Origin of the sequence: Stenotrophomonas sp. SbOxS2 (assembly GCF_013416715.1) — a bacterium.
GTDB lineage: Bacteria > Pseudomonadota > Gammaproteobacteria > Xanthomonadales > Xanthomonadaceae > Stenotrophomonas > Stenotrophomonas lactitubi.
In genome coordinates, this window is the sequence record NZ_JAAVXD010000002.1 from 360,396 (window position 1) to 375,081 (window position 14,686).

Consider the following 14,686-nt stretch of genomic DNA (forward strand, 5'->3'; position numbering starts at 1 on the left):
GAGTCGGTTCATGGAAGCGATGTTCACGCCACCGCCGTTTACCGGCCGCGAGCGCTTGATTGCAGGGATCGACGGCGCTGTCTGCCTGGTCGATCCGAAGGCGATCATCGATGCGCTGCAGCGGGTGCTGCGTGAGGCCATCATCGATCCGCTGATCGAGCTGCCGCCCTGTGTACGCCGTCCGGTGGATGGCCATTACGCGCGCCGTGAACTGCACCGCAGTCCTACGCTGGGCTACAGCGTCATTGCGATGTGCTGGGGCCCGGGGCAGGGCACGCCACTGCACGACCACGATGCGATGTGGTGCGTGGAGGGGGTCTGGCAGGGCGAGTTGATCGTGACCCCGTATGCGCTGCTGGAACAGCGTGGCGAGCGTCACCGCTTCGCCGCGCAGGACACGCTGTACGGGCACCGCGGCAGCGCCGGCAGCCTGATTCCGCCGCACGAGTACCACACGCTGCGCAACGCCAGCGACGAGGATATAGCCGTATCCGTCCACGTCTACCAGGGCGTGATGGAGCGCAGCGCGGTGTTCGATCCGCTGGATGACGGCTGGTACCAGCGCCGGGTGAAGGTGATGGAGACCGAGGCATCCTGATAGCGTTCCGCCGGGCATGGCCCGGCGCTACCAGGGCTTGTGGGCAACCGATTCATCGGTAGCGCCGGGCCATGCCCGGCGGAACGCGGAATTCATCGCGGCACATCCACCACATTGTTGAGCCGCGTGACTTCCTCTCCGCCGTCGGCCAGTGCAACACGCACGCGCAGGCCACTGCGATCACCCGCCGGCAACGGCAACGACACCACCGTCGTCTTCGGCAACAGGTCAGTCGGTGCAGCCATCGCCGGCACTTCGCTGCGCGCGATCTCGCGGCCCCGCGCATCTTCCAGCACCGCCACGCCCACGCCGCTGGCCACATGGCCAAGGCCGTGCACGGTCACGTGTACCTGACGCCCGTCCATCCGCACATCACCACGGCCCACGCCCAGATCCGGACGCGTTTCCACCGGCGTCCCCGCGGACACACGCTCGAACTCGAATACTTCGGTGCGGCCAGGTTGGAACTGCATCGGTACCGAAGCACTCGTTTCCAGCTGCACCACGCGCTCGCGCGGCGTACCGTCGATGCGGCCATCGCCGTCGCCATCCACGCCACTGCGCACGCGCCAGGACCCGCTGGCCACGTTCCAACCGGTCATGTCAGCGGCGATCACGCGCGAACCGAGGTTATGGCTGGTGACCGTGAAGTGCTCGCGCGAGGGCGCATGCACCAGCAGCGCCACCTGTTCGGCGGCACCCTCGCGATCGAAGCGCCAGCTGACGGTGTGCCCGGGCCAACTCTGGTTGCGCTTCAGGGCGATGCCACCCAGCCGTGCACGCTGCAGGAACTCGCTCGGCGCTTCCACCCGGTCGGACCACCAATGGCCCTCGGTGTTCATGTACGCACGTTGCACCTTGGCCTGCAGGCCATCGGCATGCAGTGCGTCCATGTACTTGCGATCGCCGCTGGCCTGCCAGGCCACCAGGCTGGCGAAGCCGGTCTTTCCGGCATCGGCCTCGGCGGTCAGCAGCGGGTACCAGTCCTGATGCCGGCCCAGCGCTTCCACGTAGTTCTCGCCGAGGTTGGCCAGCGCGCCGGGCCCGCCGCGTTGCACGCGGTAGTCGAGGGCCTGCAGGTACTTCGCATCGCCGGTCCAGCGCCATGCCGCCCAGAACGTGTGCATGGTGTCGCCGCTGCCGGAACCGTTGTTGAGTTCGCCGCCACGGGTCTTGCCGGTCGCCCAGTTGATCTCGTTGGGCAGGGTGAAGCGGCCCTTGTCGTCGCTGCCGGCGTGGGCCAGATAGCCATCCGCCAGGCCGATCACCAGCCGGCGCCCGGTCGGGTCAGCGTTGTACTGGCCCAGCAGGAACGCCGGATGCAGCACCGGGAACGAGTACGGCTTCTGCCACTGCCAGTTCGGTTCGCGGTAGACCTTGTTGCCACCGAACCAGTTGCTGGAGAACAGCAGATGACCCTGCGGATTGCGCAGGATGATGCGCTCGTCGAACGCCTTCACCGTTTCCATCAATCGTTCCAGGGTCAGCGGATCGCCCCAGTTGAGGTAGAGCATCGCGCTGTTGGTGTTGATGCCTTCCTCGTAGGCATGCAGCTCGTCGGTCTCGATGGTGCTGAGGCCATTGCTGAACATGCCATTGCGGTACACCGCGTCTGACAATGCGGTCAGCGAGGCATTCAGGCGGTCCGGCTGCACGCCCATCAGGGCCAGCCCCGGCCATTGCTGGGTCAGGTCGGAATCGTCGGAGATGCCACCACCGAAATCGCCGTAGGCCACCTGCCGCTGATCGATCCACCAGTCGACGAACTGCCGCACCTGGGACAGATCCTGCACCTGGTGGAACGCCCACGCCGGTACCCCCTTGGGCACCTCCGGCGCGGTGTACGGCGGTCGCCCCTGGCTGTTGTAGCTGATGTAGTTCCAATACAACCGGCCCAGCTCGTGGTCCGGGTCGACCCGCAGCAGATCGCTCAGGTCCGCGTATACGCGCGCGTAAAGGCGCTGGCGCTTGGAGGTGGTGTGTTCCTCCACCAGGAAGCCCCAGTTGTCGCGCACCTGGTTGAAGCGGTCGGCCACGTGCTCCTTGATCGCCTCGGCGCGTGGCTTGAACACCAGCCGCACCTGCGTACCGTCGAGTGCCTTGGCGTCGAAGCCGGGCGCAGCCGAGGCGATGCTCAGCCACAGGCTGTCGGGCGTCAGGATGCGGTCGCGCAGGTCCAGCCACAACGTGCGCTTCTGCCCGGGCTGCACCGAGACCGAAACATCGATCATGTCGCGCGCCGGCCAGATCGGATCCTTGATGCGGATGTTCAGCGGGATCAGCCCATCGTGCGTGGCCGGCAGGTCCAGCGCGGGGATGTCGATGGCCACGCCGTCCAGCCCGTCATGCATGTTTTCCCAGCTGTAGGCCCAGCTGCGGATCAACGGCTGGTTGGCCGGCGCATCACCCACGCCGGAGGGAATCAGCACGTGCACGATCGGCTTCGGCTGGGCCGGCAGCGTGTCGGCGCTGCGGCGCCGCGAGCCTGCGCCCTTCGGCAGCGCCATCACCGTGCTGCGTTCGGCCAGCGGATAGCGGCCGTCGATGTAACGGCGCAGCGTGTCCAGGTTGGTGTAGTCGGGCAGCGCCTGGCTGTCGATGACATAGGTCTGCTTGACCGTGCCATCGGGCTCGGCGCCTTCGCGCACGTCATACGCCCAGATTTCCTGGATCGGCGTTTCCTGTTCAACGTTGCTGAAACGCAGCACGCCCCCGGTCTGTGCCGGAATGTCGTCGACGCTGCGCACCACGCCTTGGGGACGCGTTGCCAGCACCTGCGTGGCGTGCGCCGCATCGCGGCCATGGGCCAGCGCGCCGAACGCCGCACCGCGGATCTCCACGCGGTTGACGGTCTCGCCCGCCGGCACGGTCAGGTCCAGGTGCTGGCCGCCTTCCACATAGGTGTTCCAGTCCGGCAACTGGAAGTAGTCGTTGCGCCCGGGCAGCCGCGAGCGGTTGTAGACACCCGGCCAGGTGGTTTCGGCGATGCCGTCGGTGGCCTTCCACATCCATGCCTTCAGATCACGGGCATCGGCAAACTCGATCTTGCGGATGCGCGTGCCGGCGGCGCTCAATGCCGGTGGCGGTGCGCCGTCCCAGCCGAAGCGATGGCGCCAGGCGCGATCATCGCTGGCGCCGGCAACGGCGCTGGTGACGGCCTTGCCACGCGCGAGCGCACTGACGGCCGCAGCATCAAGCATGCGGTCGTACACGCGGATGTGCTGGAAATCACTGCCGCGCAGGAAGTTGTAGCGGCTCTGCACCTGGTAGGGCGCCATCACCCGTCCGGCCAGGCCGAGCTGGTCCAGCGCTGCGTCGTAGTCACCGCTGGCCTGCACACGCGCCACTTCGCGACCATCGACGAACAGGCGCACGCCCTGGTCTTCATCCCAGGCGAAGGCCAGGTGCAGCCATTGGTCCGCGCGTGGCGGCGTGTCCATGCGGAACGACACGCGCGTGCGGGCGAGGTTGGCATCGGTGACGAACGCATCGAAGCCGTGCCCGTTCCAGTCGATGCGCAGCCAGGCCATGTCCCAGCTGCTGTGGTCGGCATAGCCGACGCGGAAGATCACGAACGGTGCTTCGCCCACCGCATAGCGCGCGCGCCAGTCGAAGGCGAGGGTGCCGCGCTGGGCAAGGATGTTGCCGGGCGCATCCCAGGCCAGCACACCGTCGTCCTGCCATTGGATTGCCTTGCCGCGCGCTCCGTCGTCGACGATGTCGACCTTGTCGCGGAAGTTCGGCACCGCCTCACCCTGCGCCACCACCGCCTCAAGACCCTTGCCGGCATCGACGTGGAACAGCAGCGTGGGTGCATCGGTGGCGGCCATCGCGGGGCCGGCAGCCAGGGCCACCGCCAGCAACAGGCAGCGGGACAGGGTCGAGCGGTGCGGCATCAGGCGTTTCCTTTCAACGGGCGACGGCCGGCAAGGGCCGCCGGACCGTAGCAAGGCCACGCCGCGACGGCACCTTGCGGCGCAGCAGCGGTCGTGGCGAACGACGGCGTGCCGGGTGGCACGCCGTCGGCGTTGCTCAGAACTTGTAGCGCAGCCCCAGCAGGTACTGGCGGCCGGTCTCGGTGTACTGCAGCGGCAGGCGACCGGTCAGCGGCGAGTACACCCACTCGTCGGACGCTTCGTTGGTCAGGTTGATGCCTTCCAGGCTCAGTTCCAGCTTGTCGCTGATCTTGTAGCGGATGGACGCATCGAACACCGTGGTACCGGTCATGCCGTGGTAGCCATCGAGGTTGAAGCCGGTCTCCTGGCCCGGTGCCTGGGTCAGGTAGTCATCGCGGTTGGTGGCCGAGATGCGCCCGGCGAACTTCTCGCCTTCATAGAACAGCGTGGCGTTCCACGATGACTTCGACAGGCCGGTCAGGTCGGTCTTCATCACCGGCTGCCCGGCCGCGTTGATGTACTGGATCTTCGATTCCACCCAGGTGTAGTTCAACTGCACGCCCAGGTTCGCCCACTTGCCCGGCAGGAAGGTGAAGGGCTGGGTGTAGTTGGCCTCCACGCCGTGCAGTTCGCCGCCGGGGGTGTTGACCGGCTTGCTGTAGGTGAAGTCATCGGTGGCCGAGGCGCCGGTGCCGACCAGCAGCGAAGCCGGCAGGCCGCTGTCGCTGTACGGGCGCACTTCGCGGGTGGTCTGCACGAAGCTCTCGATGTCCTTGTAGAACAGGCCGATGCCGGCCATCGCGCCTTCGGCGAAGTACCACTCGAAGCCGAGGTCGACATTGGTCGCACGGATCGGATCCAGTACCGGGTTGCCACTGGAAATGGTGCGTGCGCCACCGGCCACCGCCACCGTCGCGCCCGGCGTCAGGCTGCCCAGCCCCGGACGGCTCATCACCTTGGCCGCACCCAGCCGGATCAGGAAGTCCGGGGTGACCTCAGCCACCAGGTTGAACGAGGGCAGGGTGTCGTCGTAGGTGCGGCTGACCGTGGTTTCGACGGTGCCGTTGGCCAGCGTCGACTGCCCGGTGGACGACTGCTTGGTGCGCACGTAGCGCACGCCGAAGTTGCCCGACAGCGGCAGCGAACCGAGTTCGGTGGAGAACTCACCCATCAGGTAGGCGCCACGGTCCTTCTCTTCAACGCTGCGCACGTTGTTGGCGCGCGGGGCAACGGCGAAGGTGCCGCTGTTGCTGTAGATGTCCAGCTGTTCGGCGATCGCATCCAGGTCCGGCACGACCCAGTTCGACGGACTGCCGCTGATGCCTTTCAGTCCGGCCTGCTCGGTCAGGTCCGCCGGCACGATCTTGCTGCCGCCGGCAAAGTTGGGCACGGCCAGTTCGCTGGCGCGGCGCAGTTCGACGGTCTTGAACGTGTAGTCCTTGGCCAGCACGCCGCCCTTCAGGCGGAAGCCCGGGCTGATGTTCCAGTTGAAGTCGATCTGGCCGGTGTCGAAGTCGTTGTCCACGTACTGCGGACGCAGGCGGATCTCGGCCAGTTCCCAGCCGTTGGGATTGGTCGGGTCGATGCCGTAGTTGAGCACCGGCGCACGGCTGTTGCCACGGTAGTCGTAGCTGTAACCCTTGACGTCGTACTTGTCCATGATGACGGTGGTCTGCACCGGGTTCTCGTGCTTGGAGCGCGAGATGCCGAGCTTGCCGGACAGGGTGAAGTCATCGCCGAAGCGGTGCTGGCCGTTCAGCGCGATCTGCTTGAACTCGGTGCTCCACTCGTCGTGGCGGTTCTCCGTGCGGATATCGACGTTGTCGAATTCGCCGTAGAGCAGTGCGTTGTCGCGGATCTCGCCATTCTTGACGATGGTGGTCGGCTTGCCCGACAGGCGTGCGCTCGCATTGGCGCCGCGGCTGAAGGAAATCGCTTCGATGTAGTGCTCGTCGCGCGTGGCATCGATCTTCGAGTACAGCGCATCCAGCGAGATCTCGGTGGCGTCGTTCGGCTTCCACTGCAGCGAACCGGTTACGCCCAGCCGCTTCTGTTCGTGTTCCATCTGCACATAGCGCGGGAAGCGCGGATGGAACACGTTGGCGCCACGCGCGGCGGCGAACGGCGAGGACGCGGCGAAATTGCCGTTGCTCGGGCCGTTGGCCCAGCGACCGGTGTTGGAACCTTCCTCCAGCGCCTGGCGCTCGGAATAGGCAACCGACAACAAGGCGCCGAAGGTGCCATCGGCGAAAGTGTTGGAGACCAGCGCGGCGATGCGCGGGTCGGCCTTCTCGGCCATCGCGTTGTAGCTGGCCTGGCCACTGGCGGCGAAGGTGAAGCCGTCGTAGTCGAACGGACGCGCGGTGCGCAGATCGACGGTGGCGCCCAGCGAGCCTTCCTCTACATCGGCCGAGGCGGTCTTGCGCACCAGCAGCTGCGAGAACAGGTCCGAGGCGAACACGTTGAAGTCGAAACCACGGCCGCGGTTGGTGCCGCCGCTCTGGTCACCGGCGCCGACCGTGGTCAGCGCTTCCATGCCGTTGATGCGCACGCGGGTGAATTCCGGGCCGAGGCCACGCACCGAGATGTTGCGGCCTTCGCCGGCCTCACGGGTGATGACCACGCCGGGGATGCGCTGCAGTGACTCGGCCAGGTTCAGGTCGGGGAACTTGCCGATGTCCTCGGCAACGATGGCATCGACCACGCCGGCTTCGCCGCGCTTGATGTCCAGCGCCTTTTCCACGCTGGCGCGGTAGCCGGTGACGGTGACCGTATCCAGGTCGGTGGCGTTCGGGTTGGCGCTCTGCTGCTGCGCGCCGGCGTTGCCTGCCAGGGCCAGTGCTACGGCCAACGCGAGCAAGGTAACCGGTGTCTTTTTTTCATGGTTCCGAGAATGCATGCCTTTCCCCTCTCCCAAAGGTCTGGTATCGCGGCTGTTTCAGCGTGATGACACCGCTGGTCAGGCCGGACGTTAACAGCACGTTCCCGATCCGGCATCTTGCACCGCAACAGATCTGAAATGTCTCCAAGACGCTTGCAGGACAATGCTTCCAACAGTTTGGTAGGCTTAGGGCAAGGCCGGGCGGGATTGAAATGACACCGCTAGCCAATTCCACGCCCCACGCGTGGTCCACAACCACGCCGCCCAGTGTCACATGCTGGCGGCACGCGTGAAGGAGCAGAAATGGGTCGTATCGTGTGTTTCGGGGAATTGCTGCTGCGCCTGGGTGCGCCCGGTCGCGAGCTGCTGCTGCAGTCGCCGCAGCTGCAGGTGCACGTCGGCGGCGCCGAGGCGAACGTGGCTGTCTCGCTGTCCCGCTTTGGACATGACGTGGCCATGGTCAGCACCGTCGCCGGCAACGCGCTCGGCGCGCATGCGCTGGCCGAACTGCGCCGGCATGGCGTCGATACGCGCGGCGTGCGCGAAGATGCCGAGGGCCGCATGGGCCTGTATTTCCTGACCACCGGCGCGGTGCAGCGGGCCAGTGAAGTAGTCTACGACCGTGCCGATTCCGCATTCGCCAACAGCACTGCCGCCGACTACGACTGGCCGGCGCTGCTGCAGGGCGCGCAGTGGCTCCACCTGTCCGGGGTCAGCCCGGCGCTGGGCCCGGACGTGGCCCAGGCCACGCTGGCTGCAGCGCGCGCCGCCCGTGCGCTGGGCGTGCGTGTGTCCTTCGATGGCAACTTCCGGCCGAAGCTGTGGCAACGTTGGGGCGGCGATGCGCAGGCGATCCTGCACGAACTGTTCGCGCAGGCCGACATCGTCTTTGCCGATTACCGCGATATCGAAGTCATCCTCGGCCAGCGCTTCGAACAGGCCGACGTGGTCGCGCGGGTGGAAGCGGCAGCCGCAGCGGCATTCGACGCATTCCCGCAGCTGCAGTGGCTGGCCTGCACCCAGCGGCAGACGCTGAGCGTGGACCACCATGCGCTGGGCGCGCTGCTGCTGGGCCGCGATGGCACCCGTGCGCAGGCACCGGTGCGCCAGCTGCAGGGCATCGTCGATCGCATCGGCGGCGGTGATGCCTTCGCGGCAGGCATCCTGCATGGCATCCTGTCCGCCTTCGATGCCGACGCCACCGTGCGCTTCGGCCTGGCCGCCGGGGGCCTGAAGCACTCCATTCCCGGCGATTTCAATCCCGTCAGCGAAGCTGATGTGTTGGCCCTGATGGGCGAGGAGCGATTCGATGTCCGGCGCTGATCCACGCGTTCGTGCGGTACTGAAACTGGCACCGGTGATTCCGGTGTTCACCCCCGATGACATCGACGATGCGGTGCAGGTCGCGCATGCGCTGTTCCGTGGTGGCCTGCCGGTGATCGAGGTGACCCTGCGCACGCCGCGTGCGCTGGAGGCCATCAAGGCCATGGTCGAAGCGGTGCCGGATGCGGTGATCGGTGCCGGTACCGTGCTCGATGCCGCGCAGATGCAGGCCGTGAAGGAAGCCGGCGGCCGCTTCGCGGTATCACCCGGGGCGACGCCACGGCTGTACGCCGCCGCGCGCGATGCCGATCTGCCCTACCTGCCGGGCGTGGCTACCGGCTCGGAGCTGATCGTCGGCCTGGAGCATGGCCTGGATACCTTCAAGTTCTTCCCCGCCGTGCAGGCCGGGGGGGCCGCGATGCTGTCGGCGTGGCACGGCCCGTTCGCTGATGTGCGCTTCTGCCCGACCGGCGGTATCAGCGCGCAGACCGCCAGCCAGTTCCTGCACCTGCCCAACGTGCTGTGCGTGGGCGGCTCCTGGCTGACCACCGCCGCGCTGATGCAGACCCGCGACTGGGACAGTGTCGAGCGCCTGGCGCGCGAGGCCGCGGTGCTGGCCAGCTGACCGTTCGGCCGCTGGTGGAGCAGGGCACAGACCCGGCGCTACCGGATTCCCTCAACCACTTCGCGCACCCAGCCGCCGGTACAGGGTGCTGCGATTGATCCCCAGCCGCTTGGCCGCCGCGCTGACGTTGCCCTGGCAATCAGCCAGCGCCTGGCGCATGGCCGCCTCGGCGATCTCCTCCAGCGCACCGCTGGCAGGCAGTGCTGGCGCGGCCGTCGTGCCAGCACGTACGTCCGCCGGCAGCAGCTGCGGATCCACCGCTTGACCCGGCTCAGCCAGGGCGGCCAGCGTGCGCAGGCAGGCGCTCAGCTGGCGCAGGTTGCCGGGCCAGGCATGGGCCACCAGTGCCGCCCGCGTCTGCGCAGACAACACATGGCCGTGTCCCAGCTGCTGCCACAGCGCATCCACCACGGCACCGCGATCGGGATGTTGCCGCAGCGCTGCCAGGGTCACCACGTGGTCGGCGATGCGGTAATACAGATCCGCACGGAAGCGGCCTGCGTCCACCGCCTGCGGCAGTTCGCAGTGACTGGCGCAGACCAGCGCGAAATCCAGTTTCACCGGCTTGCCACCGCCCAGCGGTGACAGCTCGCGTTCCTGCAGCACGCGCAGCAGACGCGGTTGCAGCGCCAGCGGCATGTCGCCGATCTCATCGAGGAACAACGTACCGCCCTCGGCCTGCCGCAGCAGGCCCGGGCTGCCCTGGCGGCGCGCACCGGTGAAGGCACCGTCCTCGTAGCCGAACAGTTCTGCTTCGATCAGGCCTTCCGGCAACGCCGCGCAGTTCACCGCGACGAAGGGCTTACCGGCACGCGTGCTGCGTGCGTGCAGTTCGCGCGCGAAGACTTCCTTGCCGGTGCCGGTCTCGCCCTGCAGCAGCACCGGCAACCCGGCCTGCAGCACACGCCCGGCGGTGGCCAGTTGCTGTTGCTGCACGGCATCGAACAGTGGACCCTGCGCATGGGCCGGCGCCTGCGCGGTCGCCACCGGCGTGGCCACACTGCGTCGCGACGCGCGTGCTTCGCGCACGCCATACAGACGACGTCCCTGGCGATCAAGCAGCACGCCGTCATCGGCCAGCCGCGACAGCGGTTGTTCAAACAGCGCCTCATAGGGCGTGCGGCCGATGTCCTGCCGATCGAGCCCGAACAGCGCCAGCCCGGCACGATTGGCTGCGACCAGGCGACCGCCGCGGAAGCCGAGCAAACCCTCGCGCACACTGCCGAGCAGCGCGGGTTGATGATGCAGGCGCAGCAGCTCGCAGTCGGCCAGGCCGTCGGCGAAACCGCGGTGCTCGATCTGCGCTACCGCCTGCCGCACCAGCGCCAGCGCGTGCACGTGTGGCAGCCGCGCGTCGCCCGAAACATCGAGCACACCCAGGCACTGCCCGTAGGGATCGAGGATCGGCACCGCCGAACAGGTGAGGATGCCGTGCGGGGCGAAGTAGTGTTCACCGCCACGCACCTGCAGCGCGCGTCCGTCCACCAGCGCGGTGCCGATCGCGTTGGTGCCGACCGTGCCTTCGTCCCAACGCATGCCCGGCATCAGCGCAACACGACCGGCCTTGTCGAGGAAACCGGTGCTGCCTTCGGCGTCAAGAATCCAGCCGTCTTCATCGGTCAGCAGCACGATGCTGCCGCTGTGGGTCATTTCCGCCGCCAGTCCATCCAGCTCCGGGCGCGCCTGTCGCCACAGGCGCTCGCGGCGCTGGCGCAGTTCGCGCAGGCGGTGGTCGGTCAGTGGTTCGGCGGCCGGCTGCGCATCCACCAGCAGGCCATGCCGCTGGCAGCGTTGCCAGGAATGCAGGATCGCCTCGGGCACCGCGCCGACGGGAGCAGCGCCGCGCTCGAAGAAACTGCGCCGGGCACTGCCCAGGCGGGGATCGGGAGCAAGCGGGGACACCGACAGCCTCCTGTGTCGCACATTGCGACAGTTGTTGCGGGACCTGTCCCGATTAACAGCACACCCCGCGTCGGCCTGCAACGGCCACACCTGCTGCACTGCCGCAGGGCGCGCGACACGATGACCGATGGCCGGGCGATGAAGGCGTGATGCAGCGCAGCAGGGCATGGTTGGCATCGTCCTTGCGCCTGTGGATGCACCACGCCCATCACAGGAGCCGCCATGAACGCCGTACCGTCCACCCGCCCGCATGCCACCGATCCGCGTTCCCTGTTCAAGCCGCGCTATGGCAACTACATCGGTGGCGAATGGATCGCCCCGCGCAGCGGCCGGTACTTCGATAACCTCTCGCCGGTGAACGGCCAGGTGTTCACTGAAGTGGCCCGCTCCAACGCCGAGGACATCGACGCCGCACTCGATGCCGCGCACGCCGCCAAGGACGCCTGGGGCCGCACATCGGCCGCCCACCGTGCACTGCTGCTCAACCGCATCGCCGATCGCATCGAACAGAACCTGGAACTGCTGGCCCATGCCGAGACCTGGGACAACGGCAAGCCGATCCGCGAGACGCTCAACGCCGACGTGCCGCTGATGGCCGACCACTTCCGCTATTTCGCCGGTTGCCTGCGCGCGCAGGAAGGCAGCCTGTCGCAGATCGACGACGACACCGTGGCCTACCATTTCCACGAACCGCTGGGCGTGGTCGGGCAGATCATCCCGTGGAACTTCCCGCTGCTGATGGCCGCCTGGAAGCTGGCGCCGGCACTGGCCGCGGGCAACTGCGTGGTGCTCAAGCCAGCCGAGCAGACTCCCGCGTCGATCCTGGTGCTGATGGAGGTGATCGGCGACCTGCTGCCGCCGGGCGTGCTCAACGTGGTCAACGGCTTCGGCCTGGAGGCGGGCAAGCCGCTGGCCAGCAGCCCGCGCATCGCCAAGATCGCCTTCACCGGCGAGACCTCCACCGGCCGCCTGATCATGCAGTACGCCAGCCAGAACCTGATTCCGGTGACGCTGGAACTGGGCGGCAAATCGCCGAACCTGTTCTTCGCCGACGTGATGGCCGAGGACGATGATTTCCTCGACAAGGCGGTGGAAGGTTTTGTCATGTTCGCCTTCAACCAGGGCGAGGTCTGCACCTGCCCGTCGCGCGCGCTGGTGCAGGAATCTATCTACGAACGCTTCATGGAGCGCGTGCTTGAACGCGTGGCAGCGATCCGGCAGGGCAATCCGCTGGACCCGAACACCATGGTGGGTGCGCAGGCATCGGCCGAACAGCTGGAGAAGATCCTGTCCTACATCGCCATCGGCCGCGAGGAAGGCGCCGAAGTGCTGATTGGTGGCGACAAGGCCGCGCTTGGCGGCGACCTGGCCGGCGGCTTCTATGTGCAGCCCACCGTGTTCAAGGGCCACAACGGCATGCGCGTGTTCCAGGAGGAGATCTTCGGGCCGGTGGTGTCGGTGACCACGTTCAGGACCGAAGAAGAAGCGCTGCAGATCGCCAACGACACGCTGTACGGGCTGGGGGCCGGCGTCTGGAGCCGCGATGCCGCGCGCCTGTACCGGGTGGGCCGCGCGATCCAGGCCGGACGGGTATGGACCAACTGCTATCACGCCTACCCGGCACACGCCGCGTTCGGCGGCTACAAGCAGTCCGGCATCGGCCGCGAGAACCACCGGATGATGCTCGACCACTACCAGCAGACCAAGAACCTGCTGGTCAGCTACGCACCGAAGAAGCTCGGCTTCTTCTGATTCTGAGGATTGATCGGGATCAAGGCGCGGGCATGGGGCCGGCGCCATCCTGTCTGCAAGCGCACTACGGAGAAGCACGCATGAACAGAACCATGAAGGCCGCCGTCGTCCGTGAGTTCGGCAAGCCGCTGGTCATCGAAGAAGTCGTGGTACCGCGCCCGGGGGCGGGCGAGGTGCTGGTCAAGATCGAGGCCTGTGGCGTCTGCCACACCGACCTGCACGCCGCCGAGGGCGACTGGCCGGTGAGACCGAACCCGCCGTTCATCCCCGGTCACGAGGGCGTGGGGCACGTCGTGGCCGTGGGAGGCGGGGTAGGGCACATCAAGGAAGGTGACAGGGTCGGCATCCCCTGGTTGTACTCGGCGTGTGGCCATTGCGAACACTGCCTGGGGGGCTGGGAAACGCTGTGCGAAACGCAGCGCAATACCGGCTACTCGGTCAACGGCGGCTTCGCCGAGTACGCACTGGCCGATGCCAACTATGTCGGCCTGCTTCCGAAGGAAGTGGGCTTTGTCGAGATCGCGCCGGTGCTGTGCGCGGGCGTCACCGTGTACAAGGGCCTGAAGGTCACCGACACCAAGCCCGGTGACTGGGTGGCGATCTCCGGCATCGGCGGCCTCGGCCACATGGCCGTGCAGTACGCACGCGCGATGGGCCTGAACGTTGCAGCGGTGGACGTGGACGACGCCAAGCTGGCCCTGGCCAAGCGCCTTGGCGCGCAGGTCACCGTCAACGCGCGCACCACCGATCCGGCCGCGTTCCTGAAAAAGGAGATCGGCGGCGCGCATGGTGCACTGGTCACCGCGGTGTCGCCCAAGGCGTTCGAACAGGCGCTGGGGATGGTGCGGCGCGGCGGCACGGTCTCGCTCAACGGCCTGCCACCGGGCAATTTCCCGCTGGACATCTTCGGCATGGTGCTCAACGGCGTCACCGTGCGCGGCTCGATCGTCGGCACCCGCCTGGACCTGCAGGAATCGCTGCAGTTCGCCGCCGAAGGCAAGGTTGCGGCGACGGTCAGCACCGACCGCCTGGAGAACGTCAACGAGGTGTTCGCGCGCATGCACGCCGGCACCATCGAAGGCCGCGTGGTGATCGACTTCGCTGCCTGACCCCCTGTGCATGGCCGCCGTGCCCGTTTCCCTCTCCCACGGGCACGGCGGCCATGCCGATCTGCCGGCAGCGCCGGGCAGCTTGGCGGCCTTACAATGCGCGCATGCCCGCCACGCTCAAGACCATCTTTCTCTCGTTGCTCGCCCTGATCGGCGCGCTGCTCGCGCTGGCCCTGGTCAGCAGTGCCGCCGGCTGGCTGCCATCGCTGCTGGGCATGACACCGGGTAGCGAGGCACAACTCGGTTGGGACCTGGCATTCACCGTGCTCGGCGGTATCGCCGCCATCGCCTTTGCCACCTACTACGCACCGTGCTGGCCACGTGCGCATGGCACCTCGATCTGGTCGTTGCTGGTACTCGGCGCGGGCTATGGCCTGTGGATGATGGGGGGCGATTTCCCACGGTGGTTCGTCATCGGCCTTCTGGTCTCGCTGCCGGTGCAGTTGCTGGTCGGCTGGCGGTTCGGTCGTCGCGCGTCGCGCGATCCGCGCTGAGCACGCACGGTCAATACTGGCCGCTTCTGCTTCAACGCGTCGATGCCCGGATACGGGTAGTGCCGGCCGCTGGCCGGCAACCTCGATGATCCTGCAGTTGCCGGCC

Annotated in this window: 9 protein-coding genes; 6 read left to right on the forward strand and 3 right to left on the reverse strand. The window is 67.3% G+C overall.

The window, feature by feature from the left end; translation table 11 throughout:
* Positions 1-10 precede the first annotated feature (10 nt).
* The gene (locus HFK18_RS04765) at positions 11-598 is read left to right on the forward strand and encodes a cysteine dioxygenase family protein (protein WP_180164733.1); all 588 of its coding nucleotides are present in this window, start codon (positions 11-13) and stop codon (positions 596-598) included.
* Positions 599-690: 92 nt separating this feature from the next.
* Here the strand turns inward: HFK18_RS04765 and HFK18_RS04770 are convergent, their stop codons facing one another.
* Positions 691-4,494, reverse strand: coding sequence for a LamG-like jellyroll fold domain-containing protein (locus HFK18_RS04770; protein WP_180164735.1), 3,804 nt, complete (start codon positions 4,492-4,494; stop codon positions 691-693).
* A 136-nt stretch (positions 4,495-4,630) separates the two neighbouring features.
* Entirely contained in the window at positions 4,631-7,393 is a 2,763-nt protein-coding gene (locus tag HFK18_RS04775; protein WP_180164737.1) for a TonB-dependent receptor, read from the reverse strand.
* Between the two features lie 285 nt (positions 7,394-7,678).
* On the opposite strand from HFK18_RS04775, the gene HFK18_RS04780 reads away from it, so the two are divergent.
* Together HFK18_RS04780 and eda are read left to right on the forward strand one after the other, a co-directional pair.
* On the forward strand, positions 7,679-8,698 hold the full coding sequence (locus HFK18_RS04780; RefSeq protein ID WP_100554289.1) for a sugar kinase: 1,020 nt from the start codon (positions 7,679-7,681) through the stop codon (positions 8,696-8,698).
* Positions 8,685-9,323: a bifunctional 4-hydroxy-2-oxoglutarate aldolase/2-dehydro-3-deoxy-phosphogluconate aldolase gene (gene eda, locus HFK18_RS04785; protein ID WP_180164739.1), complete on the forward strand. Its 639-nt coding sequence runs from the start codon at positions 8,685-8,687 to the stop codon at positions 9,321-9,323. Before HFK18_RS04780 ends, eda begins: the two co-directional genes overlap by 14 nt.
* A gap of 51 nt (positions 9,324-9,374) precedes the next feature.
* Here eda and HFK18_RS04790 read toward each other — a convergent pair whose 3' ends face one another.
* A complete protein-coding gene (locus HFK18_RS04790; protein ID WP_343202948.1) occupies positions 9,375-11,225 on the reverse strand; it encodes a sigma-54-dependent Fis family transcriptional regulator in 1,851 nt (616 codons plus the stop codon).
* A 222-nt stretch (positions 11,226-11,447) separates the two neighbouring features.
* On the opposite strand from HFK18_RS04790, the gene adh reads away from it, so the two are divergent.
* The 3 genes from adh to HFK18_RS04805 all read left to right on the forward strand — a co-directional run bounded on the left by adh (position 11,448) and on the right by HFK18_RS04805 (position 14,580).
* Positions 11,448-12,977, forward strand: a complete 1,530-nt coding sequence (gene adh / locus HFK18_RS04795) for an aldehyde dehydrogenase (protein WP_180164741.1) — start codon at positions 11,448-11,450, stop codon at positions 12,975-12,977.
* A gap of 80 nt (positions 12,978-13,057) precedes the next feature.
* Positions 13,058-14,086 (forward strand): alcohol dehydrogenase AdhP, encoded by a 1,029-nt coding sequence (gene adhP, locus HFK18_RS04800; RefSeq protein WP_180164743.1) that lies wholly within the window; start codon positions 13,058-13,060, stop codon positions 14,084-14,086.
* A gap of 104 nt (positions 14,087-14,190) precedes the next feature.
* Positions 14,191-14,580, forward strand: coding sequence for a hypothetical protein (locus tag HFK18_RS04805; protein ID WP_180164745.1), 390 nt, complete (start codon positions 14,191-14,193; stop codon positions 14,578-14,580).
* Positions 14,581-14,686 lie beyond the last annotated feature (106 nt).